Origin of the sequence: Corallococcus macrosporus (assembly GCF_017302985.1) — a bacterium.
Lineage (GTDB): Bacteria > Myxococcota > Myxococcia > Myxococcales > Myxococcaceae > Corallococcus > Corallococcus macrosporus_A.
In genome coordinates this window covers 372302-398129 of record NZ_JAFIMU010000002.1, presented here as the reverse complement: position 1 = coordinate 398129, position 25828 = coordinate 372302, and the positions used below count along the sequence as shown (strand labels likewise).

General features: G+C 71.4%; 24 protein-coding genes and 1 other RNA gene. 10 read left to right on the top strand and 15 right to left on the bottom strand.

Annotation, left to right across the window (positions count from 1 at the left end):
• Positions 1 to 62 precede the first annotated feature (62 nt).
• An RNA gene (gene rnpB / locus JYK02_RS01995) (RNase P RNA component class A) lies at positions 63 to 456 on the top strand.
• A gap of 11 nt (positions 457 to 467) precedes the next feature.
• Here the strand turns inward: rnpB and JYK02_RS01990 are convergent.
• Positions 468 to 1031: a hypothetical protein gene (locus JYK02_RS01990; protein WP_207048154.1), complete on the bottom strand. Its 564-nt coding sequence runs from the start codon at positions 1029 to 1031 to the stop codon at positions 468 to 470.
• A 68-nt stretch (positions 1032 to 1099) separates the two neighbouring features.
• On the opposite strand from JYK02_RS01990, the gene ftsY reads away from it, so the two are divergent.
• Positions 1100 to 2656, top strand: a complete 1557-nt coding sequence (gene ftsY / locus JYK02_RS01985; protein ID WP_207048153.1) for a signal recognition particle-docking protein FtsY — start codon at positions 1100 to 1102, stop codon at positions 2654 to 2656.
• 7 nt (positions 2657 to 2663) lie between these two features.
• On the opposite strand, the gene JYK02_RS01980 is transcribed toward ftsY, so the two are convergent.
• On the bottom strand, positions 2664 to 4496 hold the full coding sequence (locus JYK02_RS01980) for a M1 family aminopeptidase (RefSeq protein ID WP_431603460.1): 1833 nt from the start codon (positions 4494 to 4496) through the stop codon (positions 2664 to 2666).
• Between the two features lie 51 nt (positions 4497 to 4547).
• On the opposite strand from JYK02_RS01980, the gene JYK02_RS01975 reads away from it, so the two are divergent.
• The gene (locus JYK02_RS01975) at positions 4548 to 5144 is read left to right on the top strand and encodes a hypothetical protein (RefSeq protein WP_347402406.1); all 597 of its coding nucleotides are present in this window, start codon (positions 4548 to 4550) and stop codon (positions 5142 to 5144) included.
• A gap of 49 nt (positions 5145 to 5193) precedes the next feature.
• Here JYK02_RS01975 and JYK02_RS40880 read toward each other — a convergent pair whose 3' ends face one another.
• Positions 5194 to 6228 carry a PEGA domain-containing protein gene (locus JYK02_RS40880; protein WP_207048151.1) on the bottom strand — a complete coding sequence of 345 codons (1035 nt, stop codon included), beginning with the start codon at positions 6226 to 6228 and terminating at the stop codon, positions 5194 to 5196.
• Between the two features lie 83 nt (positions 6229 to 6311).
• Between JYK02_RS40880 and JYK02_RS01965 the strand changes: the two genes are divergently transcribed.
• Positions 6312 to 6839 (top strand): hypothetical protein, encoded by a 528-nt coding sequence (locus JYK02_RS01965; protein WP_207048150.1) that lies wholly within the window; start codon positions 6312 to 6314, stop codon positions 6837 to 6839.
• 95 nt (positions 6840 to 6934) lie between these two features.
• On the opposite strand, the gene JYK02_RS01960 is transcribed toward JYK02_RS01965, so the two are convergent.
• The 10 genes from JYK02_RS01960 to JYK02_RS01915 form a co-directional block, all read right to left on the bottom strand.
• Positions 6935 to 8458 (bottom strand): cellulose synthase family protein, encoded by a 1524-nt coding sequence (locus JYK02_RS01960; RefSeq protein WP_207048149.1) that lies wholly within the window; start codon positions 8456 to 8458, stop codon positions 6935 to 6937.
• A gap of 317 nt (positions 8459 to 8775) precedes the next feature.
• Positions 8776 to 9744, bottom strand: coding sequence for a D-alanine--D-alanine ligase (locus JYK02_RS01955; RefSeq protein WP_207048148.1), 969 nt, complete (start codon positions 9742 to 9744; stop codon positions 8776 to 8778).
• A gap of 254 nt (positions 9745 to 9998) precedes the next feature.
• Positions 9999 to 10316, bottom strand: coding sequence for a hypothetical protein (locus tag JYK02_RS01950; protein WP_207048147.1), 318 nt, complete (start codon positions 10314 to 10316; stop codon positions 9999 to 10001).
• 2 nt (positions 10317 to 10318) lie between these two features.
• Positions 10319 to 12202, bottom strand: coding sequence for a PEGA domain-containing protein (locus tag JYK02_RS01945; protein ID WP_207048146.1), 1884 nt, complete (start codon positions 12200 to 12202; stop codon positions 10319 to 10321).
• Between the two features lie 67 nt (positions 12203 to 12269).
• On the bottom strand, positions 12270 to 13616 hold the full coding sequence (locus JYK02_RS01940) for a S41 family peptidase (RefSeq protein WP_207048145.1): 1347 nt from the start codon (positions 13614 to 13616) through the stop codon (positions 12270 to 12272).
• 84 nt (positions 13617 to 13700) lie between these two features.
• Entirely contained in the window at positions 13701 to 14561 is an 861-nt protein-coding gene (locus tag JYK02_RS01935) for an alpha/beta fold hydrolase (protein ID WP_207048144.1), read from the bottom strand.
• 88 nt (positions 14562 to 14649) lie between these two features.
• Positions 14650 to 15786 (bottom strand): murein hydrolase activator EnvC family protein, encoded by a 1137-nt coding sequence (locus JYK02_RS01930; RefSeq protein WP_207048143.1) that lies wholly within the window; start codon positions 15784 to 15786, stop codon positions 14650 to 14652.
• Entirely contained in the window at positions 15783 to 16685 is a 903-nt protein-coding gene (locus JYK02_RS01925) for a cell division protein FtsX (protein ID WP_207048142.1), read from the bottom strand. Before JYK02_RS01925 ends, JYK02_RS01930 begins: the two co-directional genes overlap by 4 nt.
• A complete protein-coding gene (gene ftsE / locus JYK02_RS01920; RefSeq protein ID WP_120527935.1) occupies positions 16682 to 17374 on the bottom strand; it encodes a cell division ATP-binding protein FtsE in 693 nt (230 codons plus the stop codon). The genes JYK02_RS01925 and ftsE overlap by 4 nt, the downstream gene beginning before the upstream one ends.
• Before the next feature lie 87 nt (positions 17375 to 17461).
• Positions 17462 to 18034 carry a hypothetical protein gene (locus tag JYK02_RS01915; protein WP_207048141.1) on the bottom strand — a complete coding sequence of 191 codons (573 nt, stop codon included), beginning with the start codon at positions 18032 to 18034 and terminating at the stop codon, positions 17462 to 17464.
• 265 nt (positions 18035 to 18299) lie between these two features.
• Here JYK02_RS01915 and carF point away from each other — a divergent pair, with 265 nt between their 5' ends.
• Entirely contained in the window at positions 18300 to 19157 is an 858-nt protein-coding gene (gene carF / locus JYK02_RS01910) for a plasmanylethanolamine desaturase (protein ID WP_207048140.1), read from the top strand.
• 22 nt (positions 19158 to 19179) lie between these two features.
• On the opposite strand, the gene murI is transcribed toward carF, so the two are convergent.
• Complete coding sequence (murI, locus tag JYK02_RS01905) at positions 19180 to 19995, bottom strand: glutamate racemase (protein WP_207048139.1); 816 nt, start codon at positions 19993 to 19995, stop codon at positions 19180 to 19182.
• A 118-nt stretch (positions 19996 to 20113) separates the two neighbouring features.
• Positions 20114 to 21124: a hypothetical protein gene (locus JYK02_RS01900; RefSeq protein WP_207048138.1), complete on the bottom strand. Its 1011-nt coding sequence runs from the start codon at positions 21122 to 21124 to the stop codon at positions 20114 to 20116.
• 153 nt (positions 21125 to 21277) lie between these two features.
• Here JYK02_RS01900 and JYK02_RS01895 point away from each other — a divergent pair, with 153 nt between their 5' ends.
• The 5 genes from JYK02_RS01895 to JYK02_RS01875 are packed head-to-tail and all read left to right on the top strand — an operon-like array spanning position 21278 to position 25815.
• Complete coding sequence (locus JYK02_RS01895; RefSeq protein WP_207048137.1) at positions 21278 to 21997, top strand: MotA/TolQ/ExbB proton channel family protein; 720 nt, start codon at positions 21278 to 21280, stop codon at positions 21995 to 21997.
• Positions 21998 to 22009: 12 nt separating this feature from the next.
• The gene (tolR, locus tag JYK02_RS01890) at positions 22010 to 22501 is read left to right on the top strand and encodes a protein TolR (RefSeq protein ID WP_207048136.1); all 492 of its coding nucleotides are present in this window, start codon (positions 22010 to 22012) and stop codon (positions 22499 to 22501) included.
• A 3-nt stretch (positions 22502 to 22504) separates the two neighbouring features.
• Positions 22505 to 23275, top strand: coding sequence for a TonB family protein (locus tag JYK02_RS01885; protein ID WP_207048135.1), 771 nt, complete (start codon positions 22505 to 22507; stop codon positions 23273 to 23275).
• Positions 23272 to 24561: an LpqB family beta-propeller domain-containing protein gene (locus JYK02_RS01880; RefSeq protein WP_207048134.1), complete on the top strand. Its 1290-nt coding sequence runs from the start codon at positions 23272 to 23274 to the stop codon at positions 24559 to 24561. Before JYK02_RS01885 ends, JYK02_RS01880 begins: the two co-directional genes overlap by 4 nt.
• A 57-nt stretch (positions 24562 to 24618) precedes the next feature.
• The gene (locus JYK02_RS01875) at positions 24619 to 25815 is read left to right on the top strand and encodes an aminotransferase class V-fold PLP-dependent enzyme (RefSeq protein ID WP_207048133.1); all 1197 of its coding nucleotides are present in this window, start codon (positions 24619 to 24621) and stop codon (positions 25813 to 25815) included.
• Positions 25816 to 25828 lie beyond the last annotated feature (13 nt).

Sequence of the window (25828 nt, the reverse complement as noted above, 5' to 3'; positions counted from 1 at the left end):
GCGACATCGTCCCATCCTGAAGGTGGACCCGCCCGGGCTGGCTGTTGTATCCCCGGAGTGCCGGAGCGGTCCGGGTGAACGCCGGCCATCGCAGGCATGGATGGCGGGAGGAAAGTCCGGGCTCCACAGGGCAGGGTGCTGGCTAACGGCCAGTCGAGGCGACTCGCAGGAAAGTGCCACAGAAAACAGACCGCCTGTCCTCGCAAGGGGGCGGGTAAGGGTGAAACGGTGCGGTAAGAGCGCACCGCGTCCGGGGTGACCCGGACGGCACGGTAAACCCCACCTGGAGCAAGAGCCAATAGGAGCGCGTCCCCGAAAGGGGACAGGGATGGCCCGTCCCATGCGTTCGGGTTGCTCGCTGATGAGGTCCCTGGGCAACCAGGGCCCTAGATGAATGTTCGCCGCCCATCCCGAAAGGGGTGGGGACAGAACCCGGCTTACAGGGCCGCTCCGGTTTTTTTGCCCTGTCACCCGCCCACGGGGACCTGCGCCAGCAAGAGGCGGCCCCGGCCATCGTTGCGCACCGCCTCCGGGTTGGTGATGGGCAGCCGGGCGTCGTTGCGCGGCTCCCACAGCCCCATCCACACGTTGATGGCGCGCGGCGAGGCGCCCGGCGGCAGGGCGATGACGAACTCGTCCTTCACCGTCTCCCCCACCTTCCACTGCGTCGTGGGGTACATGCCGCCCGCGGGCTTGTGGTCCACGTTCATGCGCTCCATGCGCCCGTCCGCGTCCTCCAGGTGCACGAAGACGAGGTAGTCCTCCTCCAGGGGCTGGAGCACCTTGAAGAAGACGGTGACGCGCGCCTGGTCCCCGGCGGGGATGCGGCCCGGCTGCACCGACGCGCCCACCACCTCCACCTTGCCGCCCAGGTTGGCGCCGCTGCGGATGGCCAGGGGGGGCACCTGGGCGACGGTGGCCGCGCGGCGCTCCGCGGGGCTGGCCCCTCCGGGGGCCTCCACGATGCAGGCACTGGACGTGCCCAGGAGGACGGAAGCGGACAGCAGGACGTTCAGGGGCGGAAGGCGCATGACGGAGGGCCGTTCTACCCGGCCACGGGCGCTGCATCCAACTGCGCGTTGGTGTATGCGGAGCGGCGATGAAGACCCCGACCTCCCTCGACGCACTCCTGGCGCAGGTGCCCCCCGCCCCCTCCCCCGCCCCCACTCCCGGCGGCGGGACGACGCAGCCGGGCACGGGGACCCCGCCGGACACCGGGCTCAGCGGCGGCGAGGTGGTGGGCATTGGCGGCGCCGTCCTGGCCGTCATCCTCGCGCTCGTCGGGGCGCGGAGGCTCTTCGGCAAGAAGCGCGTGCCGGAAGCGCCCCGGAAGCCGGAGGTGGAGGCGCCCCAGCTGCCCGCGGAGCGCCCCGAGCTGCGCGTGGAGCTGCCGCCCAACGAGGCGGAGCTGGCCCGGCGCCGCGAGCTGGACGACGCCCACGCGCGCATGGACGAGCTGCGCCGCGAGCGCGAGACGGCCTCCTTCGCCGCCCACGCCGCCAAGGACCCGGCGGAGAAGGCCCGCCTGGAGGCGCAGGTCCGCGCCCTCAAGGAGAAGGAAGAAGAGGCCAAGCGCGTCGAGTACCGCGCCAAGAAGGCCGTCGACGACGAGACGCGCGAGCGCCGCAAGCGGGAGCAGGTGGAGGCCGTGCGCCTGCGCGAGGAGGCCCTTGCCCAGGAGGCCGCCCGGGCGGAGGCCGCCCGTCAGGCGGAGGCCGCCGCGGCGCGCGCCAAGGTGGAGGCGGAGGGTGGCCGCACCCTGGCGCAGGGGCTGGACCGCACGCGCAACCAGGGCTTCATGGCGCGGCTCAACGGCCTGTTCGGCGGCCAGCGCACCATGGACGAGTCCGTCCTGTCGGAGCTGGAGGAGATCCTCTTCACCGCCGACATCGGCGTGCGCACCGCGGACCACCTGGTGGAGGTGGCGCGCGAGAAGCTCAAGCGCAACGAGCTGAAGGACCCGGAGCGCATCAAGGGCGCCATCCGCGACGAGGTGGCGCGCATGGTGGACCTGCCGGTGCCGCGCTCGCTGGAGGGCGGAGGCCCACCGCACGTGGTGATGGTGGTGGGCGTCAACGGCGCCGGGAAGACGACGACCATCGGCAAGCTGGCCGCGCAGCTCACCGGCCAGGGCAAGAAGGTGGTGCTCGCCGCGGGCGACACGTTCCGCGCCGCCGCCACGGAGCAGTTGGACGTGTGGGCCGGCCGCGCCAACGCCCAGCTGGTGACGGGGCCGGAGGGCGGCGACCCCAGCTCCGTCATCTTCGACGCGGTGAAGAAGGCGAAGGAGGAAGGCGCCGACGTCATCATCGCGGACACCGCGGGCCGGCTGCACACCAAGGCCCCGCTCATGGAGGAGCTCAAGAAGGTCAAGCGCGTGATGGACAAGGCGCTGCCCGGCGCGCCCCATGAAATCCTGCTCGTGCTGGACTCCACCAACGGCCAGAACGCCATCCAGCAGGCCAAGCAGTTCCACGAGGCCGTGGGCGTCAGCGCCATCGCGCTCACCAAGCTGGACGGCACCGCCAAGGGCGGCGTCATCATCGGCATCTGCGACGAACTGAAGCTGCCCGTGGTCTGGGTGGGCGTGGGCGAGAAGGTCGCCGACCTGCGCCGCTTCGAGCCGCGCGAGTTCGTGAAGGCGCTGTTCGACTGACGCGCCCCTACTGCCCCATGAGCTGGGGCAAGAGCTGCTCCAGCAGTTCCTGCGTCTGGGCGTCCATCTTCACGCCGCCCATGCCCATGCCGCCGCCCAGGGCCTCCATCAGCCCCTGGAGGTCCGCCGCGCCCAGGTCCTCGTCGCCGTGGGCCTCCTCCCACCAGCGCGTGCGCAGGTGTCCCAGCGCCTTCGCGTTCGCGGGGCTCGCCTTCGCCAGCTCCTGCGTGAAGCACGCCTTGCACGCCCACTTGAAGCGGTACGTGTCCACGTACGCGCGCAGGGCCTTGAAGAAGGCGGTGTCCCCCACCAGCTTGCGCGACGCGTGGTGCAGCAGCGGCGCCTTGCCGTACACGAGCGCGCCGTACTCCAGCTCGCCGCCGTCGAAGTCGCCCGTGGGCCGGTCCGCGCGGCCGTCCCTGCCGCCGGACATCCGGAAGAACTGGTAGGGCATCACCAGCGCCTCGTTGCGCAGGGACTCGGCGGCCTCCGGGCCATGGGCCCACTCCATGTAGAGGAGCGCCGCGTACTGGGCCAGCGACTCGTCCACCACCGGGTCGTGGATGGGGTCGGAGCCCACGAGCCCCGCGAAGTACTGGTGCGCCACCTCGTGGGCGACGGTGAACTCCAGCGTGCGCTCCAGCGACTCGCCCACCTGCGCCCCCACCTGTGCCAGCAGGCTCGCGCCCTGCGCGTCCAGCAGCTCCTGGAAGGCCTCCATGCCGGGCATGCCCGCCAGCATCTTCAGGGGGTCCTGCTTCGCGCGGTAGAGCGACGTGCCCACCGTCACCAGGCCCGGGAACTCCATGCCGCCCGCGCCCCCGCTCAAGGGCGCCTGCACCACGCGGAAGTGGGTGTAGGGCAGCGGGCCCAGCCGCTTCTCGAACTCCGTCAGGGCCTGCGACGCGTACTTGAGCACGCGCTTGCCCGTGGCCGCGTCCTGCGCGGCGAAGTGGCTCTCCACCGTGACGCCGTTCACCGTGGAGGTCGCGGACTGGTAGCCGCGCGTCACCAGTACCGGGAAGTCGCGCACCGCCGCCGCCGCGAAGCTGTAGCGCACCCGGCCGTCGCGCTCGGGCACCTCGCCCAGGGGCGTTCCGGTGGCGTGCGCCGCCCAGCCCGCCGGCACGGTGAGCGTGGCCAGCACGTGCGCGGGCTCGTACAGCGCCAGGTCCCCCATGCCCTGCGGACCGGCCCACGGCTGGCCCTGGTCATCCACCGGAGGCACCTGCGGCACCACGCCCACCAGGCTCACCACGTCCGCCGTGGCGGAGAAGGCCCCGTGGTCCTCCGCGCCGCCCTTCCCTCCGCCGCCCAGGAGCCCGCCCGCGCCCATGAGCGACTCCGCGCCTGGCGCCGCTTTGGGCACCGTGCCCTTCACCGCGACCTCCAGCGACACCGTGCCGCCAGGGGCCACGGGCGGCTCCACGGCGATGCGCTGCAGCGTGGGCTCCGGCCCCAGCTCCAGCGCCACGGCCTTGCCGTTGAGCTTCGCGCCGGACAGCGTCACCTGGCGGGAGCGGGTGTTGGGCGTCAGCCGCAGGTACAGCTCCGTCAGCGGACGGGGGCCCTTCGCCACCCACTGCACCTGCACCTTGCCCGAGACGCGCCGCTCCTTCGGCTCCACCTCCAGCTGCACGCGGTAGAGCGGCACGGACTCCAGCGGCCCCAGCGCCCGCGCGGCCCGGTCCCGCTCCGCCGGCTTCAGGTGCTGGAGGCACAGCTGGACCTCTGGCGCCACGCTGGTCGCGCCCGGGACGGCGGGCGCGGCGGGAGGGGCCGCGGAGGCAGGGCCTGAGAGCAGCGCGCACAGCAGCCACCAGCCGGGGAGGGTCCGCATGGGGGGCATGCTAATTGACCCCGTCCAGGGCCGCTCGCTACAAGCCTTTGGGTGCGCCACTCGCGAACGTTGACCCTCTCCGCCGCCGCGCTGAGCCTCCTGGCCTGCGCGAAGCAGGTTCCGCCGTCCACCGCCGCCGCGCCGTCCAAGCCGCGCTCGGTCCAGTTGCTGACCGCCACGCCGGAGCGCGAGACGGGGCGCCTGGAGCAGCGGCGCGAGGACGTGGAGGTGGACACGCGCGAGGGCGAGCGCACGCCGCGCGTCGTCGCCACCGCGGAGACGCCGTCACTGCGGCTGGACGGCGCCCAGGCCCGCCTGTGCGGAGACGCGGACTGCACGCAGGGCTTCGCCGTGGACAACTTCCTGCTGCTGGAGGTGCTGGACGCGAAGGGCAAGGTGTCGCGCCGCGCCGCCGTGGGCTTCACGGACAGCGTCTTCATTGGCAACGAGCAGGTGGACAACGTGGGCCGGCGCGCCTTCAGCTTCGAGCCCAACGAGGTGGACGTCACGGCGCTGTTGCCGGAGTCCGAGCCCTTCCGCGTCCGCGCCACCGCGCTGGACTACTGGGGCGTGGGCCGCGTGACGAACGTCTTCCTGCGCCTGGAGCCGGGCGCGGGCCGCGCCGAGGACGACCTGCGAGGCCACTGAGGGGCCCCGAGGTCCGAAGGGCGGACGCGCACGTCCGCCCCAGACAGCGTCAGAAGCGCATGCCGGGCGCGGGCATCACCGGGCGCAGGCCCGAGAACCCGATGGAGCCGTCGCACTCCCCGCCGCACACCTGGCCCGGGGTGAGCTCCGCGGGGCTCTTGGTCACCGCGTAGGCCCCGGCGCCCGCCGCGGCGGCCACCACGCCCACGCCCACCCAGACGTACCACTTCTGGTACCAGGCCTTGCTGGTGCTCTCCTTCACCTCCGGCGGCTGCTCGGTGCCCAGCGCCAGCCCCGGCTGCTCCACCGGCTGCGAGGGCTTCGAGGGCTCCAGCACCGTCGAGCGCGGCGTGTCGTCCGGCTGGGACACCGGCGTCGTCGCGGACGCCACCGGCTCCTGGGACGGGCGCAGGCGCCCCTCCACGACGTAGAGCTGGCCGGCGCGCACGTTGATGTTCTTCACGTCCTTGAGCCCCGCGGGCCCGCGGAACTCGATTTCGTGCTGCCCCTGGGCCAGGGGGTGGTTCTCCACGGGGGTGGGGCCCACGCGCGCCCCGTCCACGTACACGGTGACGCGGGGCACGTCCGCGCGCAGGGTGGCGAAGCCCGTCGCCGCGTCCAGCGCCAGCGTCAGCTCCGCCGACTGGCCCGGCGCCAGCGTCACCTGCTGGTTGAAGTCCGAGTAGTTCTGACGGCGGGCGACGACGGTGTGATCTCCCGGCGTCAGCTCCAGCGGCGTCTGCGGGTTCACCTCCTGACCGTCCACCGTCACCTTCGCGCCGCGCGCGTTGCTGCCCAGCTTGAGCACGAGCGTGGCCTTGGCCGGCGCCGCGTCCTCGGCGGTGGCCGTCGCGGCGCCCTTGCCCGCCTTGCCCTTGCGCGTGGTGACCTTCTTGTCCTTGGGCGGCGTCTTCTTCTTCGCCGTCGCCTTCGGCGGCTTCGCGGTCTTGGGCTTGCCCTTGGGCTTCGAGGGCTTCGTCTCCTCCGAGGGGCCGAGGAGATCATCAATGTCCTGGGCGAACGCGGCGGAGGGCAGCGCCAGGGCGGCGACGAGCGACAGGATGGCGAAGCGGCGAAGACTCATGTCGGACCGAAGGTTAGAGAGTCATCCCAGGGGAAGCAAACACCGTCCCACCCGGCCGTCCGTTGGGAGAATATCCGCGCCCCATGCACCGCGCCCTCGTCACCCTCCCCCTTGGCCTCTGTGTCCTCTCGCTCGCGGCCTGTCCGGGCAAGGCCCCACCCCGGGTGGAGACCGCCACGGCCTCCCGGCCGCCGCCCATCCACGTGCCGCCCGGCTGTGAGAAGGACCAGTCCGGCGACTACCACCACGCGCAGAACCCGGCCTTCCGCTACCTGGGCCAGGACGACGGCCGCACGCTGTCGCTCGCGGTGGTGCGCGCCTGGGCGGACGGCGGCGTGGAGTCCCCGGACGCGGGCTCGGTGGGCATCATCCTCACCCGCACGCCGGAGGGCTTCGTGGGGGAGACGCGCGCCACCGGCTTCAGCGCCTCCGGGACGCCCTGCCCCGTCACCTTCCCCACGGAGGCGGTGGCCTGCACCGACGCCGGCCTCACGCTGAGGGCCGCGTCCAGCACCTCCATCGACGAGGGCTGCCGCACCGCGACCGCCGGCCCCGCCCCGGTGCGCCAGGAGCAGGTGCTGCTGCGCGGCGCGCCCGACGCGGGCCTGTAGCCTCCCGGGCGAAAAGCACCGCGCCGCCCTCCCCGCCCGGAAATTCCAGGTGGGAAGCGGCGGCGCGAGGTCCGGCGCGGATGCGGTGGGGCGGCTCAGGCCGCCTGACGCGGCTGCTCCTCGGAGGCCGGCACGGCGGGGGCGGCGTCCGGCGCCTTCACCCGGCCCGCCAGGCCCTGCAGCAGGCTGGACACGCCCACATAGAGGAAGCCCGCCAGGAACAGGATGATGAAGGGCACCGACGTGTAGATGCGCGAGTCGATGGCGAACCACAGCGCCCCGGTGAAGTAGGCGGCGAAGAGCAGCTCCACCACCGGCATCAGCGTCTTGCTGCCCCGGTAGCTCTTCTTCACGGCCTTGACGCTCTTGCCCTCGGCGCCCGTCTTCGGCGTGCGCGCGAAGCCCGACTGCTGGTTGAGCAGCGCCTCGCCCACGGCCTTCGCGTTGTTGATGGCCAGGCCGATGCCCAGGCTCATCAGGAAGGGCAGGTACTTGAAGCGCTCCCAGCCCTTCACGCCGCGCTCGCGCTGGGCGGCCACGTAGAAGACGCAGACGCTGGCCGTCGCGGTGATGAAGAAGGGCAGGTCCAGGAACAGCGTGCCGTACAGGCCGTGCTGGAAGCGCACCACCATGCTGATGGGCATCAGCACGGACAGGAGCACCATCAACAGGTAGGCCATGTTGTTGGTGAGGTGGAAGAAGGCCTCGCGCTTCACCAGCAGCGGCAGGTCGCTCTTGAGGATGGTGGGGAGCAGCTTCTTCGCCGTCTGGATGGAGCCCTTGGCCCAGCGGTGCTGCTGGCTCTTGAAGGCGTTCATGTCCACCGGCACCTCCGCCGGGGAGATGACCTCCGGCAGGAAGATGAACTGCCAGCCCTTCAGCTGGGCGCGGTAGGACAGGTCCAGGTCCTCCGTGAGCGTGTCGTGCTGCCAGCCGCCCGCGTCGGAGATGGTGCCGCGGCGCCAGATGCCCGCGGTGCCGTTGAAGTTGAAGAAGCAGCCGGCGCGGTTGCGCGCGGTGTGCTCGATGATGAAGTGCCCGTCCAGGAAGATGCTCTGCGCCTGCGTGAGGATGGAGAACTCACGGTTCAGGTGGCCCCAGCGCACCTGCACCATGCCCACCTTCGCGTCCGCGAAGAAGGGCACCGTGCGCATCAGGAAGTCGGGGCTGGGGACGAAGTCCGCGTCGAACACCGCCACGTACTCGCCGGTGGCCAGCTTGAGGCCGTTCTCCAGCGCGCCCGCCTTGAAGCCCTGGCGGTTGACGCGGTGGATGTAGACGATGTCGTGGCCCTTCTGGCGGTGGCGCTCCACGCACGCGCGCGCGATGGCGCACGTCTCGTCCGTGGAGTCGTCCAGCACCTGGATCTCCAGCAGCTCGCGCGGGTAGTCGATGCGGCACACCGACTCCACCAGCCGCTCCACCACGTACATCTCGTTGAAGATGGGCAGCTGGATTGTTACCCGTGGCAGCGCCGGGAGCGTGCCGTTGGGCGTCGGCAGCTTGAACTTGTGGCGGTAGTACAAGAACGCCATGCGGTAGCGGTGGGAGCCATAGACGCCCAGCACGCTCAGCAGGCTGAAGTAGACTGCCAGGAAGATGATCTCGACGGTGGTCATCGGTGACGCTCAGCCCCTCCCGCTGGCACTGGCGCCAGCGGTCCTACCAGACGTGGCGGCATGCCGACCGACCGCTCACGCTGACCGCCGCCTGTGGGTCTGCTGAGCCCCGCCCCGTATGTGCCCGAAAAGACAGGGCTTTGACCTTCCGGCTACTGATCGCCGGCGGACAATAGGGAGCGACCCGGGTCGTGTCAAACTATTCCCCGGATTCGAGAGGCCTTGCAGGACGGTTTTGACGCAGGATGTTACCCCCCTCTTCCCTGCGTCCAGTGGCTGCTGGGACGACGTCCCGGGTGCTCCGGGCGCCGCAGGACCTAGCGGGCGATTCGCAGGGGCACGGGCGCGGCGGGGACGCCCTCGGCGACGTGGGACTCGTCGCGGGTGGCGCGGTCGAGCACGCCCTGCACCAGCGCCGGGAAGTCCAGGCCGGCGCGGGCGGCGATCTTCGGCAGGAGGCTGGTGGGGGTGAAGCCCGGCAGGGTGTTCACCTCCAGCACCACGTCGTTCTCCGTGTCCGAGCAGAGCAGGTCCACGCGGCCGTAGCCCCGGCAGCCCAGGGCGCGGTACGCCGCGAGCGCGAGCGTCTCCACGTTGACGCGGCGGGTGTCGGACAGGCGGGGCGGGAGGAAGTACTGGGCGCCGCCGTTCTTGTACTTGGCGTCGTAGTCGAAGCCCTCGCGCGGGAAGGCCACCTCGCAGCTGCCCAGCACGCTGTCGCCCAGGATGCCCACCGTCACCTCCTGGCCCTTCACGAAGCGCTCCACCAGGGCCTCGCCGCCGAAGCGGCACGCCTGGGCCACCGCGGGCACCAGCGCCCCGGCGTCGTGCACCACGGACAGGCCCACGGAGGAGCCGCCCTTCGCGGGCTTCACCACGCAGGGAAAGCCGCTGTCGCCGTGCAGCTCCAGCGCGCGCTCCGCGTCCTCGCGGCCCACCCGGTAGCCCCGGGGCGTGGCCAGGTTGTGCAGCTGGAAGAGCTTCTTCGCCATGGGCTTGTCCATGGCCAGCGCGGAGGCCAGCACGCCGGAGCCGGTGTACGGAATCTCCAGCAGCTCCAGCAGGCCCTGCACGCGGCCGTCCTCGCCCATGCGGCCGTGCAGCGCGAGGAAGGCCACCTCGATGTCGGCCGCGCGCAGCGCCCGGTCCAGGCCCGGGCCCGCGAAGACGCGGGTGACGGTGTGCCCCAGGGTCTCCAGGGCCGCCACCACGGCCTCCCCCGTCTTGAGCGAAATCTCCCGCTCCTCGCCCCACCCGCCCATCAGCACTCCCACGCGCTTGCCCATGTCGTTGATGCCTCCTTGGGCCCGCCTCAGAGCACGGATGATGCCACGCACCGGCCGTGGTCCCCGGCGCGGACGTCGCGTGCAAGTGACTGGAATGACAGGGGTTTCGCGCTGGCGCCCGAGGGCAGGCAGCCGTGTCCGCGGGGACACGGCGCGGCCCGGCGGCCACGTGCGGGAGTGTTTACAGGGCGCCGCGCCCCGGGCCCCGGGAGACAGGGGCCTCAAGGCGCGGCGGTGGAACCGGCCTGGGGACCTCAGCCCCCGTCGCGGGTGCCGAGGCCGGCGTCGGGCGACAGACCGCCATCCGTGAGGCCGGCGTCCGCGCCGTCACCGGCGTCGGTGGCGCCGGCGTCGGACGTGCCCGCGTCGCTGGTGCCGGCGTCGGTGGTGCCGGCGTCACCGGCCGGGGTGCCGTCGTCGGAGACGCAGACCTCGTCGCGGCAGACGTAGCCCTCCAGGCACTGGCCGCGGTCACACGGCTGCCCCTCGGGGTCGAAGTCGACGAGCAGGCTGCAGGCGGACAGTCCCAGGACCAGGGCCGAGGGAACGATGAGCGATGAAAGGCGGCGCATGGCTAGTAGTTCCGGAGATCGTCTTCGTCGAGCTTGGGACGCTTCTTCTCTTCCTCGCGCTTGCGCCGGGCGTCTTCCTCCGCCTTGCGCTTCGCCTCCTCGTCCGCCTTGCGCTTCGCCTCTTCCTCCTGCTTGCGCCGCGCCTCCTCGTCCTTCTTGCGCTGCTCCTCCTCGCGCTTGAGGCGGGCCGCCTCTTCACGCTGGCGCCGGGCCTCGGCCTCGCGCTCCTTGCGCGTCATCTTCTTCGCGGGCGGAGGGGGCGGGGCCTGCGGGGGCGGCTCGAAGGCGGCCGGCGGGGGCGTGTTCGCCGGGGCCGGCTCGGGGGCCGGCGGCGTGGACGTGGCGTTCGCCTTGGGGGCGGGCTCCGTCTTGGCGGGGGGCGGAGGCGGCGGCATGGGCAGCGCCTCCTTCATGGGCTTCTCTTCACGGGCCGGCGCGGCGCGCTCGGAGGGCGTGCTCGCGGGGGCGCTGGACGACGAGCCCCCACCCTTCTTGTAGAACGCCAGGTAGCTGCCGGCGCCCGCCGACACCAGGCCCGCCAGCACGCCGATGTCCGCCACCAGTGCGTACGTCTTGCCGGTGCTCTTCAGGTCCTCCGCGCGCGTGCTGCCCTGCGGCGCGGTCTTGAACGCGTCCGACTTGGAGGAGGCCTCCAGGCCGAAGTAGATGCCGCCCGCCAGGAGCGCCACGCCCGTGGCCAGCAGCACGTAGCCCGCGGTGCGGCGGCTCACGCCCCCGCCGCTGGCGAAGTGCTTCACCGGCTTGCCGTCGACGCGCGCCGCGTCCTGGGCGACGAGCCCCGTCAGGAGCGCTTCCGAGCCCGTGGCCATCGCGTCGCCGCGCGGCACCTGGCCCAGGGCGTACGCCTGGTTGTGGCCATCCGCCACGTCCATGCGCAGGCCGGTGACGCTCAAGGGCGCGTTGCCAGGGCCGCCGCGCACCACCAGCGCCAGCACCTGCGGCACGCCCGCGAGCGCGCCCAGCTCCTGCAGCGCCTTGTCGCGCTCGTCATCGTCGGGGTTCTTCGCGATGCGCTCCACGAGCGCGGCGTAGCGCTGCTGCACCGGCAGCTTCGTGAGCGTGAAGGAGGACTCGCCCTCGCGCGCCCGGCCTTCCGTCACCGCGTAGCCCGGCGCCACCAGCGTCACGTAGTGGTCCGCGCGCGTCAGGCCGGTGAGCGACAGCGGGGACACGCCCCGGTAGGTCCCGTCCACGAACACCTGCGCGACGACGGGCTGCGTGCGCACCGACAGGGTCGCCTGCGCGCCCTCCAGTTGCGCCTTGCGCTCCTTCTCCACGAACGCCACTTCTTCCGGGGGGAAGTAGTTGGGGTTGAACGTCGCGCGCGGATCCACCGCGAGCACGCCACGCATCTCCAGCTCCGCGGCCTTGTTCTCCCCGTTGGCCACCTGCGTCGCGGCCTTCATCACCCGCGCGCGGCTCAAGAGCGGGAACGCGCGCGACAGGTCCGCCTGCTCGTAGTCCTTCACGGCCTTGTCGAAGCTCTGGAGCGCCTTCACGGTGTCCAGCTCGTCGTACGCCTTCGCGCCGTCCTTGAACGCGGCGTTGCCCTCCACCGCCTTCGCCTGGCGCGCGCTCGCGCCCTGGGCGTCCAGCGCGTCCGTCAGGCGCACCAGCTCCAGGCGCCCGGAGCGGGCCACGGCCTGCTCGGCCCAGTGCGCCAGCGCCAGCGCCTCCCCCTCCAGCGAGGCATCCACGGGAATGGCCACCACCGCCACGCGGGGGCCCGCCGCCGCCGGCAGCGTTCGCGGCATCAGCCGCAGCGATACGTGTTGCTGCTGCGCGGCGGCGGGGCCCACGGCCAGCATTCCCACCAGCCAGCCACTGAGCGTCGCGTGCAGCGCGCGATTGAAAGGACGTCGCATCCGGTCTCCCTCGTTGCTGTGCGCATTACACGCACTGCGAGGCGGAACGCCACCTCGAAAGGGGGTTTCAGCGACCCGCGGTGCTCCCGGAGGACCGGGACGCGGGTCCTGCCGCCAACCCATGGAGATAGTTGAGCGCCACCTTGAGCTGTGGATCCGCGAGCTTCGCCGTCACCGCCCAGTCCTTCAGGTTCGCGGGCAGGGTGCGCGGCGGCGCGGCGACCTCCGACGTCGCCTGCGAGGGCTCCGCCTTGAAGTGGCGCCGCAGGTCCTTCTCCCGGGGCGCGTCGCTTCCCGTCTTCCCGGAGGAATCCTCCGGCACGAGAAAGTCCGGGGTGATGCCCTTCTCCTGGATGCTGCGGCCCTTGGGCGTGTAGTAGCGCGCGATGGTGAGCTTCAGGCCGGAGCCGTCCTCCAGCTCGATGATGGTCTGCACGCTGCCCTTGCCGAAGGTCTGCGTGCCCATGATGACCGCGCGGCCGTGGTCCTGGAGCGCGCCGGCGACGATTTCGGACGCGGAGGCGCTGCCCGCGTTGACCAGCACCACCAGCGGGTAGTCCTTCTCCGTGTCGCGGTCGCGGCTCTTCTCCTCGGAGGCGTTGCGGCCGTCGCGCCCGCGCGTGGACACGATGGGCAGGTTGCCCGGCAGGAAGCGGTCGCTCATGGCCACGGCCTGATCCAACAGGCCGCCGGGGTTGTTGCGCAGGTCCAGCACCACGCCGTCCAGCTCCCTGCCGCCGTTGAGCGCGCGCAGCCGGTCCAGCTCCTTCTTCAGCGACACGTCCGTGCGGTCCTGGAAGTTCTTCACCTTCACGTGACCGATGCCGTCGTAGAGCGCGCCCTCCACGGACACGATGCGGATGTGGTCGCGCAGGATGGCCAGCTCCCGGGGGGCGTTGAAGCCCGCGCGCATGAGCGTGAGCAGCACGCGGCCGCCCGCGGGCCCGCGCATCTTCTGGAGCGCGCGGCCCAGGTCCATGCCCTGGGTGCTCTCCCCGTCGATGGCGAGCAGCTCGTCCCCGGCCTTGATGCCGGCGCGCGCGGCGGGCGTGTCGTCGATGGGCGCCACCACCACCAGCCGGTCGCCCTTGCGCGCGATTTCGATGCCCAGGCCGCCGAACTCGCCGGACGTGTCGATCTTCATCTCCCGGAAGAGCTCCGGGGGCATGTAGACGGTGTGCGGATCCAGCGTGTCGAGCATCCCCTGGATGGCGCCCTGGATGAGCGTCTTCCGGTCCACGGGCTCCACGTAGTTGTTCTCCACGTAGGAGAGCACCCGCGCGAACAGCTCCAGCTGGCGGTACGCGGACTCCTCCCGGCCGGCCGCGCCCGCGGGCTTCTGCGCGAACGCGGGCCCGCTCCACAGGAGGAGCGCGGCGAGTCCCATGCGCCACGGCTTCGGGAAACGGGTCACGGGAGCGCGTCCTTGGGGGTCGGGTGAGAGGGGCCGTCGCAAGTCCCCCGAGTCTACACCCGGCCCGCCGGACGATTCCCGCCCTTAGAGGCCCGCCCGGTCCGCGAAGCCCACCAGGTGGGACACGAACGCGTCCGGCCGCTCCATCTGCGGCACGTGGCCAAAGCCCTCCACCACGTGCACCTCCGCCTGGGCGGGCAGGTGCTGCCGGTACCAGGCCAATATCTCCGGGGGCAGGAGCCGCTCGCTGCCGCCCCAGAGGAAGAGCACCGGCATCTTCAAGTCCCGCACCGCCTGGGGCGCGATGCTCGCCTGCGTCGCGAGCGCATCCGCCGCGAGCGCCTGCACCGTGGGCGTCGTGTAGAACTTGCGCAGCTCCGACGCGAGCAGCATCGCCGCCCACGGCGGACGGTGGAAGAGGCGCTTCGTCAGGGCGCGCACGTCCGCGTTCGACTTCACCGCGAAGTGGCCCAGGAGCGCCGCCAGCGCGTCCGGCGTCAGCTCCGCGCCCGCGGGAGCCACCAGCGCGAGCGCCTTCACCAGGGCCGGATGCTCGGAGGCCAGGTTGACGGCCATGGCCCCGCCCAGCGAGTTGCCCACCACGACGGCGGGCGTCTTCACCACGTCGCGGAAGTAGGCGCGCAGCACGTCGAACTGGTTCGACACGCAGGTGGGGCCGCCGCAGTACTCGCCGGAGAAGCCGTGGCCCGGCAGGTCCGGCGCGAGCACGCGGGAGAAGCGCTTCGACAGCCCGAAGAACGTGCGCCCGAAGCCGTTGGCGGAGCCGCCCAGCCCGTGCACCAGTACCACCGGCGGGCCCTTGCCCTGCCCCTCCAGCGCGTAGTGGTGCACCGCCTGACCGCCGACAGTCACCGTCTCCGACACCACGCCACGCGCCACCAGCACACGGCGCATCGCCTTCTGCATCCCACCCATCAGGTCCACGCGCGGGGCTCCTTCCTCACCAACGACCGCTGCCCTGCACCTTTTAATGCCTCCGCGTCTTGGACGCAGCGCATCAAAGCAGACAGAGTCAGGGCGTCCCGGCGGCGGCGGTGGCGGGCGCCAGCCAGGGCGCCGGGTCGACGGCCTGCCCGGCGCGGCGGACCTCGAAGTAGAGGTAGGCGCCCTTGAGGGAGCCGGTGTCGCCCACCTCCCCCACCACGTCGCCCGGGGCCACGCGGGCGCCCACGGCGACGGCGATGGTGGAGAGGTGGGCCACCAGGGTGTGGAAGTCATCGCCGTGGTCGACGATGAGCAGGTTGCCGTAGCCGCGCAGCCAGCCCGCGTAGACGACGGTGCCCTCGGCGACGGCATGCACCGGGGTGCCCGCGGCGGCGCGGATGTCCACGCCCTTCTGCACGGTGACGGTGTTGAAGCGCGGGTTCACCACGCGGCCGAAGCCCACCTCCACGATGCCCGCCACGGGCCGGGGCAGCTTGCCCTTCAGCGCGCCGAAGCCGCTCGTCGCGGGGGCTTCATGCAGGTCCGCCAGCATGCGGGTGAGCTCCGCGTCCGCGCCCTCCAGCTCGCGCACGGCACGCTTCGCCAGCTCCGCCTCGCCAGCCAGCTTCCCGACGACCTCCTCCAGCGCCTCCTGCTGGGCCTGGGCCTGCTTCGACTGTTGCTGGAGGAAGGCCACGCGCTGCGACAGCGAGGTGTGCAGCCGCTTCAGCTCCAGCGTCGCCTGGCGCTGGAGGGTCGCCACGTGCTGCACGGTGCGCAGCAGTTCCAGGTCGCCCGCCATGCTGGCCTCCAGCGCGCGGGCCCGCCACATGAGCGCGGCGAAGTCGTCCGCGGACAGCAGGACCTCCAGCGGCCGGCGGCGCTGGAGCCGGTACAGGGTGCGCAGGCGCGGGGACAGCCGGCGAAGCTGGGCGCGCAGGGCTTCGCGCAGCACGGCCTCCTCACGCTCGGCGAGCGCCACGCGGCGGCGGAAGAGGTTCAGGTCTCCTTCCAGCGCGCGCACGCGGCGGCGGGAGAAGGCGGCCATGTCCTCCATCAGCTCCATGCCCTCCAGCACGGAGAGCTTCTTCGCCTCCACCAGCGCGAGCGTGGCGCGCTGCGCGGCCAGCTTCTCACGGATGGCCGCGCGCTCCGCCTCCTCGTCCTGCTGGGCGAGCGCGGCGGTCGCGCCCAGGAGCGCCATGAGCCAGACGAGCCGCCTCATACGCGCAGGAAGCGCCCCACCGCGACGAAGCTGCCGCCCAGGCCCAGGGCGCAGCCGGCCACCAGCAGCTCCACCGCGGTGCGCGTCTCCACCCACGGCGCGGCCACGCCCGGCCCCAGGAGGAACGCGAACAGCGACCCCAGCGTGGGCCCCAGCAGCCGGCCGAACAGCCACAGCCCGCCCACCGCCACCAGCGCGCCCAGCAGCCCCTGCAGCAGCCCCTCCAGGAGGAACGGCGCCTTCACGAAGCGGTCGGTGGCGCCCACCAGCTTCTGGATTTCAATCTCCTCGCGCCGCGAGTAGATGGCCAGTTGCAGCGTCGCCGCCACGATGACGACGGTCGTCCCCAGCACCACCACCAGCGCCACCAGCGCGCCGAAGCTCAGCGCGCGGGCGATGGCGGACAGCCGCTCCACCGCGGCCTCGCCGTAGTCCACGCCGGTGACTCCGGGCAGCGCGCGCAGCTCCTTCGCCAGGGCCGCCAGCGCCGCGGGAGACCGGCGCGCCTCCGGCACGCGCAGCTCCAGCGTCGCGGGCAGCGGGTTCTCCGGCAGCTCCGACAGCGCCTCGCCCAGGTCGCCCAGCTCCTGCTTGAGCCGCTTGAGCGCCGCTTCCGGCGGCACCACCGTCACCTCGCCGTGGGAGAGCTCCACCACGCGCGTGTGCACGCCGTGCACCTCGTCCTCGCCCAGCTGCGGCGCCAGGTAGAGCGTCACCTCCACCTCGCCGCCCAGCGACGCGAGCAGGTTGTCCACCACGTGCGACGCGCCGCGCGCCAGCCCCGCCGCGAACAGCGCGATGGCGATGGTGGAGACGGCGATGAAGTGCACGAAGGGCGCGTGCTTCAGCCCCCCGGCCGCCGAGCGCCAGAAGTAGGCCGCCTTCGACAGCACGCTCATACCAGCATCCGCCGCGCCGCCTTGACGCCGTCCTCGTCGGAGACGATGAGCCCGCGCTCCAGGCGCACCGTGCGCTTCTGGTAGCGCGACAGCAGCGTGGCGTCGTGCGTGGCCACCATCACCGTGGTGCCCCGGATGTTGATGTCCGTGAGCAGGTCCATGATTTCGACGGTGAGCGCCGGGTCCAGGTTGCCCGTGGGCTCGTCCGCCAGGAGGATGGTGGGATCATTCACGAGCGCGCGCGCGATGACGACGCGCTGCTGCTCTCCACCCGACAGCCGCAGGGGCAGCGAGTTCGCCTTGTGCTCCAGCCCCACCAGCTTGAGCATCCGGTGCACCTTCTCGCGGCCCTCCGCGCGGGGCACGCCCAGCACGTCCAGCGTGAAGCCCACGTTGTCCGCGACGCTGCGGTGGGGCAGCAGCTTGAAGTCCTGGAACACCACGCCGATGTTGCGGCGCAGGTACGGCACGGCCGACTCGCGGATGCGCGCGATGTTCTTGCCGCCCACCAGGATTTGACCCTTGGTGGCCTTCTCCCCGCAGAAGATGAGCTTGAGCAGCGTCGTCTTCCCCGCGCCGGACGGGCCGGTGAGGAAGACGAACTCGCCCTTCTCCACGTTCAGGTTGATGTCCTGCAACACCGGCGGATCGCCGGGATACGCCTTGTAGACGTGGAAGAACTGGATCATGACCGGAAGCGAGGGGCTGCCGGTGAGCGTACCACCGCCCCCAGGGCCCGCCCAGGAACGGGCCGGGCGCGGCTCCAGGTGCGGGGACTACGAGGGCTCGCCCTCGCTCGCCAGGTAGCTGAGGATGACCTCGTCCAGGCTCTTCTCGGAGATGAGGTCCTCTCCGAAGAGCGTCTCCACGCCCACCTCGTTGATGCGCGGCTTCTCCTTGAGGGCGCGCGCGGCGGCCACTTCCGGAGGCAGGTGCGAGCCGGAGGCGGCGGCGGGAGGCGGGGGCGGCGTGGGCGGACGCGGCTGCGCGGGCGCTTGCGGCGGCAGCTTCGGCTGCGCGGCCACTTCCGCGTCCGTGGCGAGCTGGCCGGGCTGGTACGAACGGACCGTGGACTCGTAGTTGTCGTACACGCCGTTGATGAGGTTGCGCAGCATCTCCTTGTGCTGCTCCTCCATCAACTCGCGCACGACCTCCGCCAGGTTCTCCGCGTTGAGGATGTCCGCGTAGGACGTCTTCTTCGACGCGAGGATGTTCCCGCCCACGAACAGGTGGGTGATGATGTGGGGGTTGTTGACGCCCGAGTCCTCGGTCTGGACGTGGTAGACCTTCCCCTTGTGCTTGATGTTGTGATTGAAGCCGGTGACGGCTTTTTCGAAGGTTTTCGCCATTGCCGAGGTCGGGCACCGTAGCAGCGGGGTCCAGGCTTCACAAGGCAAGCGTCACGCGCCCCTCGCCTCTTTTCGCGTGCCTGCCCGCTCCCGCGGGTGTGCGTCCGCCACCTTCCGCCACCCGCGGTGTACGGATCCGCACGCGCATACCAGCCTGGCGGGCATGGGGAGCTCTGTTGAAAAGCCGAAACAGGCTGGGGTACGTAAACCGTTCTGACGTTCGCGCCGTCAGTCCCTCCATCCCTTGCCCCGGGCGGAAATGCCGATGAAGAAGCCGAACACCATCGCGGAGAAGGTCCGCCTGCAGGACGCCCAGACGCTCGCGCAGGGGTACTCGCCCGCCATCCGCGCCATGGAGATCGCCTCCATCATCGCGTTCGTGGGCCTGGAGGGCGCGCTCGTCTACAAGCTCTGGAGCACCCACCACACCGGCCCGTGGCTTTTGACCCTGGCGGTGGTGCTGGGCTACCTGGCCGCGGACTTCGTGTCCGGCGTGGTCCACTGGATGGGTGACACGTGGGGCTCCACGGAGATGCCCATCCTGGGCAAGGCCTTCATCCGCCCCTTCCGCGAGCACCACGTCGACGAGAAGGCCATCACCCGCCACGACTTCGTGGAGACCAACGGCAACAACTGCCTGGTGTCGCTGCCCGTGGCGGCGCTCGCGGTGGCGGTGCCGCTCAACGGCCCGGGCTGGGTGTTCCTGGCCGCGTTCCTGGGCGCGATGATCTTCTGGGTGATGGCGACCAACCAGTTCCACAAGTGGTCGCACCTGGACCAGCCGCCCGCGCTCATCAACTTCCTGCAGCGCGTGCACCTCATCCTGCCGCCGGACCACCACCGCGTGCACCACACCGCGCCCTTCAACCAGTACTACTGCATCACCGTGGGCTGGATGAACCGGCCGCTGAAGCTGATCCGCTTCTTCCCGCTGATGGAGCGGCTCATCACCTGGGCCACCGGCCAGCTGCCGCGCCAGGACGACATCGGCACGGAGGCCGCCGAGGCGCTCGTCGCCGTGGACGACGCGCAGCCGCTGCCCGTGCTCCAGGCGGCCAAGGAGCTGCTCCAGGCCTCCGCCGAGGAGCCCGCTCCCGCCGTGTCCACCCGCCCCGTTCCGTAAGGGGCCGGGGCGGCAGTCCCGTCTAGAAGCGCAGGTCCACCTGCTCCGCGGAAGGGATGGGGCGCCCCAGGAAGCGGGCCCCCACCTCCACGAAGCGCTCCGGCACGTCGGTGACGAAGAAGGCGTGCTCCGGCGTGCCCACGGACTCCGGCGCCAGCAGGCCCTTCTGTCCCAGCAGCTCCGCCACCGCCTCCGCCGTGGCCTCCGCCGAGTCCACCAGCGACACGTGCGGCCCCACGACCTCGGCGATGACGCCCTTGAGCAGCGGGTAGTGGGTGCAGCCCAGCACCAGCGTGTCCACGCCGTCGCGCGCGAAGCCGGCCAGGTACTCGCGGGCCACCAGCAGCGGCACGTCGCCCGTGGTCCACCCCTCTTCCGCCAGGGGCACGAAGAGCGGGCACGCCGTGGCCTTCACCGCGACCCTCGGGTTGCCCGCCTCCAGCGCCCGCTGGTACGCGCCGGAGCGCACGGTGCCCGGCGTCCCGATGACGCCCACGCCGCCGCCCCGGGTGCGCTGGAGCGCCGTGCGGGCCCCGGGTTCAATCACGCCCAGCACCGGCACCGGCAGCGCGGCCTGGAGCGCGGGCAGCGCCGCGGCGGAGGCGGTGTTGCACGCCACCACCAGCAGCTTGATGCCGCGCTCCAGGAGGAACTCCGCGTTCTTCAGCGAGTAGCGCGTCACCACCTCGCCGGACTTGGTGCCGTAGGGCACCCGGGCGGTGTCCCCCAGGTAGAGCGTGCGCTCGTGGGGGAGCCGCGCCATGAGCGCCTTGAGGACCGTGAGGCCTCCGATGCCGGAGTCGAACACGCCGATGGGACCGTGGCTGTCTTGCCGCATGGGGGGAGTCCCTATCACGTTTGATGCCAACGCCCCCTGCCCCCGGAACGCACGAAGGGCCGGAAGCCTGGATGGCCTCCGACCCTTCCTTGCTCGCCGGTGCTGCCGGGACCGCGGCCTACTGGATGCGGTACAGCGGGGCGTAGATCGCGTCCTTCACGCCTGGGAAGTCATGGGCATAGACGCGGATGGGAGCCAGGTCGCTGCGCGACGAGTAGGCGCGGCCGCCCGTGCCCGAGGCCTTGAAGGAGACGAAGTACTCGCCGGGGCGCAGGAACTCGAAGATGGCCGGGGACTCGTTGCAGGCGAACCACTGGCCCTCATCGCCGTAGACCCACTCGCCCGTGTGGATGTCCTTGAAGTTGAGGCCCACCTCGCTCACGCCGGCCTGGGCGCAGCTGAGCGACACGCTGTCCTCGTAGAGCTTCCAGCCCACCGCGGCCCCGCCAATGACCCAGGTGTTCGCCGTGATGGAGGCCGGGATGCCGGCCTGAGAGGTGAAGCCGCCGCCGTAGTAGTAGACGGGGTTCTCGAAGGCGTCGACGGCGACGACCTCCAGGTAGTGCTGCCCGGGGGCCAGCTCCGGCGTCTCCACGTAGCGCCCTTCGCTGCCCTCCTTGCAGTTGAAGCGCCCCCACGCGCCGTCATCCACCCGGGCGTCCACGTAGGCGACCCCGGCCTGTCCGCAGGTGGGATAGCTCGTGCCCGCTTCCGTCGGGAACAGCCAGTTCACGTAGGCGTAGGACGTGGCGCCCGTGCGGCCCGTGGAGAAGTTGATGGGCACGGCCACGTTGCCGTCCACCGTGAAGTTGCCGCGGTACGAGTAGACCGCGACGCCGTCGTAGTCGACCGCCTCCGCGCTGAAGGAGTACGTGCCGGGCGCGAAGTCGTGCAGCACGATGCCGTCGAAGCCGTTCGCCGTGCAGGGATACTGGCCGTCGTTCTCCAGGATCTCGCCGTCGATGTAGATGTCCACGCCCCGGACGTCCCGCATCTGACCGCAGGTGGCGCCATCGAAGCTCCACGACATCCGGACGTCGCCGGGGTAGCGCGGGTGGTTGCTTTCGACGATGCAGCCGGTGAGTCCAGAGGAGAGGCAGAGGAATGCGGCGAGCGTTCTCGCGTTCATGGTGGGCATCCGTGTTTCGGGAAGTTGAGGTCGTCGGCCCGTAACAACCGTCCAGACGACCGACCCTGGGAATTATTCAGTGCCGTCCAAAGCAACCGGGCAGCGACGGCGGGTTTGACCCACCCGAGGACGGAATGTTACGCGCTGGACCCCATGATACCCCACCTGCCCCTGGCCTTTGGCGCCATGAACTACGTGGAGATCATCCGCGACGCGTCGTTCATCGAGCTCGCGGTGCTCCTGCTCCTCATGGCCGTCTCGGTCGCCTCCTGGGCCCTCATCGCCATGAAGGCCACCCAGCTGTCGCGCGCCCGCGCCCAGTCGCTCACCTTTCTCGACACCTTCTGGAAGGCGTCCCGGCTGGAGGCCATCTACCAGTCCGCCCAGAAGCTGGAGGGCTCGCCGCTGTCGAAGGTGTTCTGCGCGGGCTACGAGGAGCTGAGCAAGCTGGCGCAGACGGGTAACCAGGAGGGCGGCGGCGCCGAGGCCGCGATGAGCGCCAAGCTGGGCGGCATCGAGAACGTGGAGCGCGCGCTCAACCGCGCGGCCACGGCGCAGATCACCGAGCTGGAGAACCGCGTGTCCTTCCTGGGCACGGTGGGCGCCGCGTCGCCGTTCGTGGGCCTGTTCGGCACGGTGATTGGCATCCTGGGCGCGTTCAACAACATCGCCGAGCAGGGCAACGCGACGCTGGCCACGGTGGCCGCGCCGGTGGGCAACGCGCTCTTCGCCACGGCGGCGGGGCTGTTCGCGGCCATCCCGGCGGTGGTCGCGTACAACTCGTTCGTCAGCCGCATCAAGGTCTTCGACACGGAGATGTCCAACTTCTCCGCGGACTTCCTCAACATCATCAAGCGGCACTTCTTCCGCTAGGGGACCCGTCACATGGGCATGGGCGGAGGCAAGGGCGGCGGTGGCCGCACCACCATGAGCGAGATCAACGTCACGCCCATGGTGGACGTGATGCTGGTGCTGCTCATCATCTTCATGGTGACGGCGCCCCTCATCCAGCAGGGCGTGAAGGTGAACCTGCCGGAGACCAAGGCGGCCCCGGTGGAGGCGACGGAGAAGAAGGTCGTCCTCTCCATCGACGCGGGCAAGAAGGTCTACATCGGGGACGCGGAGGTGGCGCTGGAGGAGCTGGAGACGAAGCTCGCCGCCAACGCGAAGGCGCAGGCCGACAAGGAAGTGTATCTCCACGCGGACCGGGACGTGCCGTACGGCGTGGTGGTGGAGGTGATGGCCGCGGCCCAGCGCGCGGGCATCTCCAACGTGGGGATGATCACGGAACCGGCCACGGGCTCCAAGGCGTCCAACTCCGGCAAGGCCGCCCCCGCGTCCAGCGGCAAGGGCAAGCCCAAGGAGGCGAAGCGCTAGCCCATGAGCTCCGCGGTGACCCACAGCCTGCTGGTGAGCCGGCCCACGCGGCTGTCGCGCTTCCTCGTCGTCTCCGTCGTCGGGCACGTGGCGGTGCTGGCGGCGGCGCTCTTGTACGCGCGCTTCACGTCCGCGCCGAAGGTGGACCTGGACCAGAAGCCCATCAACGCGTCGCTGGTGCGCCTGGGCAAGCCGCGCGACCCCAAGCTCCTGCCGCGCAAGGAAGTGGCGCAGCCGCCGCCCAAGGAGGTCGTGGCGAAGCCCACGCCCACGCCTCCCGCGGACGCGCCCGCGCCCTCCCCCGCCGCGGTGGCGGTGCCCGGCGTGAAGCCCGCGCCGTCGCCCGCGCCCCAGAAGGGGGAAGCGAACGCGGAGGACCGGCGCAAGAAGCTGTTCGGCGCGTTCGACAAGTCCGCGAAGCCCAGCGAGCCGGAGGAGCTGGAGGGGGCCGAGGACGGCGACCCCGACGGTGACTCCGCGGTGGCGGAGGGCGAGCGGTACTACGGTCTTTTGAAGTCCCAGGTGCGCCGTCACTACAACGTGGCGGACACCATCCCCGACGCGGAGCGCCTGTATCTCAAGGCGCAGGTGGCCATGAAGCTGGGCCGCGCGGGCGAAGTGCTGGACGTGAGCCTGGCCAAGGCCAGCGGCAACGAGCTGTTCGACGCGGCGGTGGTGGCCGCCGTGCGCAAGGCATCCCCCTTCTCTCCTCCCCCCGATGCGCTTCGCGACGCGCTCCAGAAGAACGGCGTCGTCCTGGTGTTCAGCCCATGAAAGCCCTCCTGCTGTCGCTCCTCCTCGTCCCCGCGCTGGTGCTGGCGCAGGCACCCGTCATCGAAATCTCCGGCGCGAACTTCCGCCCGCTGCCGCTCGCGGCCCCCGCGCCCGTGGTGCAGGAGGGCGCGGACAGGAAGTCCGCCCAGACGTTCGACTCCGCCTTCACGTACGACCTCACCGCCTCCGGCATCTTCCAGGTGCTGGACCGCAACAGCTTCACCGCGGACGCGAAGGAGGGCATGACGGCGGGCAGCATCAACTTCAGCCGCTGGGCGGACGTGGGCGCGGAGTCGCTGGTGAAGGTGTCGCTCGCGCAGGACGGCGGCGCGCTGCGCGGCGAGCTGCGCCTGTTCAGCGTGGCCACGGGCAAGGAGGAGCTGAAGGTGGCCAAGGACGCGCCGGCCAATGAGCCCCGGCGGCTGGCGCACGCGCTGGCGGACGCGCTCTACCGGCACTTCACCCGCGAGCCCAGCCCCTTCCTGTCGCGCATCACCTACGTGCGCAAGGCGGGCTCCAACCGCGACGTGTACGTGGCGGACTGGGACGGCATGGGCGCGCAGGCGCTCACCAAGGGCGGCACGCACATCCTCCCCACGCTCAGCCCCTCCGGCCAGGTGGCCTTCACGTCCTACCGGAAGAACCGGCCGGACATCTACGTGCAGTCCCCCGGCGGCGAGGCGAAGGCGCTGGTGACGGACGGGCAGATGGCCACGGGCGTCGCGTACTCGCCGGACGGCAAGAGAATCGCGTACGCGCTGGCGGAGGGTGAGAGCGCGCAGATCTACGTCGCCGCGGCGGACGGCTCCGGCGCGAAGGCCGTCACCGACACGCCCTACGGCCTCAACACCAGCCCCACCTGGTCGCCGGACGGCAAGCGCATCGCGTTCGTGTCCAACCGGGGCGGCAGCCCGCAGGTGTACGTGATGAACGCGGACGGCTCCGGCGTGAAGCGGCTCACCTTCCAGGGCAACTACAACCAGACGCCGGACTGGTCGCCGCGCGGGGACCTCATCGCCTTCACCGCGCGCGACGAGCGCAACGCCTTCGACCTCTTCACGGTCAACGTGGACACGGGCAAGGTGACGCGCCTCACGCAGGACCAGGGCAACAACGAGGAGCCCACCTTCTCCCCCAACGGCCGGCTCATCATGTTCAGCACCAACCGCAACGGCGCCGCGCACCTGTGGGTGATGACCGCCGACGGCAACAACCAGGTGCCGCTCCCCATGGAGAAGGGCAGCTGGCTGACCCCGGACTGGGGCACCGCTCCGGCGGCGAAGTAGCAGCGGACGGCGGGTGCCGTTGACAGGGGGGACGCGCCGGGGTGCATTGCGCGCCCCATGAGCGCTCCCCTCCCCGCCCTCAGGACCCACTGGGGCCTGGACCCCCAGGTCGTCTTCCTCAACCACGGCTCGTTCGGCGCGTGCCCCACGCCGGTGCTCCAGCACCAGGCGGAGCTGCGGGCGCGGCTGGAGTCGGAGCCCGTGCGATTCCTCGCCCGGGAGCTGGAGCCGCTGCTGAACGAGGCGCGCGCCGCGCTCGCGGCCTTCGTGGGCGTGGACGCGGAGGACCTGGCGTTCGTGCCCAACGCCACCACGGGCGTGAACACCGTGCTGCGCAACCTGCGCTTCCAGCCGGGCGACGAGCTGCTCGTCACCGACAACGAATACAACGCGTCCAGGAACGCGCTGGACGTGGCCGCCGCCGAGCAGGGCGTGAAGGTGGTGGTGGCGAAGCTGCCCTGGCCCGTCACGTCGCCTGAGTCGGTGGTGGACGCGGTGATGGCGCAGGTGACGCCGCGCACGCGGCTGGTCCTCATCGACCACATCACCAGCCAGACGGCGCTGATCCTGCCGGTGGCGGAGCTGGTGCGCCGATTGCGCGAGCGGGGCGTGGAGACGCTGGTGGACGGCGCGCACGGGCCCGGCATGGTGCCGCTGGCGCTCCAGGAGCTGGGCGTCGCGTACTACACCGGCAACTGCCACAAGTGGCTGTGCGCGCCCAAGGGGGCCGCGTTCCTGTACGTGCGCCGCGACCTGCAGCGGGGCTTCAAGCCCATGGTGGTGAGCCACGGGCACAACTCGCCGCGCACGGACCGCTCGCGCTTCCGGCTGGAGTTCGACTGGGTGGGCACCGTCGACCCCACGCCCTTCCTGTGCATCCCCACGGTGATCCGCTTCATGGGCGGGCTCGTGCCGGGCGGGTGGCCGGAGGTGATGGCGTCCAACCGGGCAAAGGCCCTGGCCGCCCGCCAGCGGCTGAACGCGAAGCTGGGCAACACGGAGCCGCTGTGCCCGGAATCCATGGTGGGCAGCATGGCGTGCGTGGCCCTGCCGGACGGCTTCCCGGAGCGTCCCGAGCCGCCGCTCTACGTGGATCCCCTCCATGTGCGCCTGTTCGAGGAGCACCGCATCGAGATCCCCGTCACGGCCTGGCCCCGGGCGCCCCGCCGGCACCTGCGGCTGTCCGCGCAGCTCTACAACACCCCGGCGGACTACGAGTCCCTGGAGCGCGCTTTGGAAGCGCTGCTGCGTTGAGTAGTGTGCGCGG

Coding starts and splice junctions, on each gene's coding strand:
- JYK02_RS01990 (WP_207048154.1), bottom strand. CDS start 1,031: ATGCGCCTTCCGCCCCTGAACGTCCTGCTGTCCGCTTCCGTCCTCCTG.
- ftsY (WP_207048153.1), top strand. CDS start 1,100: ATGAAGACCCCGACCTCCCTCGACGCACTCCTGGCGCAGGTGCCCCCC.
- JYK02_RS01980 (WP_431603460.1), bottom strand. CDS start 4,496: ATGCGGACCCTCCCCGGCTGGTGGCTGCTGTGCGCGCTGCTCTCAGGC.
- JYK02_RS40880 (WP_207048151.1), bottom strand. CDS start 6,228: ATGAGTCTTCGCCGCTTCGCCATCCTGTCGCTCGTCGCCGCCCTGGCG.
- JYK02_RS01965 (WP_207048150.1), top strand. CDS start 6,312: ATGCACCGCGCCCTCGTCACCCTCCCCCTTGGCCTCTGTGTCCTCTCG.
- JYK02_RS01960 (WP_207048149.1), bottom strand. CDS start 8,458: ATGACCACCGTCGAGATCATCTTCCTGGCAGTCTACTTCAGCCTGCTG.
- JYK02_RS01955 (WP_207048148.1), bottom strand. CDS start 9,744: ATGGGCAAGCGCGTGGGAGTGCTGATGGGCGGGTGGGGCGAGGAGCGG.
- JYK02_RS01950 (WP_207048147.1), bottom strand. CDS start 10,316: ATGCGCCGCCTTTCATCGCTCATCGTTCCCTCGGCCCTGGTCCTGGGA.
- JYK02_RS01945 (WP_207048146.1), bottom strand. CDS start 12,202: ATGCGACGTCCTTTCAATCGCGCGCTGCACGCGACGCTCAGTGGCTGG.
- JYK02_RS01930 (WP_207048143.1), bottom strand. CDS start 15,786: ATGAGGCGGCTCGTCTGGCTCATGGCGCTCCTGGGCGCGACCGCCGCG.
- JYK02_RS01925 (WP_207048142.1), bottom strand. CDS start 16,685: ATGAGCGTGCTGTCGAAGGCGGCCTACTTCTGGCGCTCGGCGGCCGGG.
- ftsE (WP_120527935.1), bottom strand. CDS start 17,374: ATGATCCAGTTCTTCCACGTCTACAAGGCGTATCCCGGCGATCCGCCG.
- JYK02_RS01915 (WP_207048141.1), bottom strand. CDS start 18,034: ATGGCGAAAACCTTCGAAAAAGCCGTCACCGGCTTCAATCACAACATC.
- carF (WP_207048140.1), top strand. CDS start 18,300: ATGAAGAAGCCGAACACCATCGCGGAGAAGGTCCGCCTGCAGGACGCC.
- murI (WP_207048139.1), bottom strand. CDS start 19,995: ATGCGGCAAGACAGCCACGGTCCCATCGGCGTGTTCGACTCCGGCATC.
- JYK02_RS01900 (WP_207048138.1), bottom strand. CDS start 21,124: ATGAACGCGAGAACGCTCGCCGCATTCCTCTGCCTCTCCTCTGGACTC.
- JYK02_RS01895 (WP_207048137.1), top strand. CDS start 21,278: ATGATACCCCACCTGCCCCTGGCCTTTGGCGCCATGAACTACGTGGAG.
- tolR (WP_207048136.1), top strand. CDS start 22,010: ATGGGCATGGGCGGAGGCAAGGGCGGCGGTGGCCGCACCACCATGAGC.
- JYK02_RS01885 (WP_207048135.1), top strand. CDS start 22,505: ATGAGCTCCGCGGTGACCCACAGCCTGCTGGTGAGCCGGCCCACGCGG.
- JYK02_RS01880 (WP_207048134.1), top strand. CDS start 23,272: ATGAAAGCCCTCCTGCTGTCGCTCCTCCTCGTCCCCGCGCTGGTGCTG.
- JYK02_RS01875 (WP_207048133.1), top strand. CDS start 24,619: ATGAGCGCTCCCCTCCCCGCCCTCAGGACCCACTGGGGCCTGGACCCC.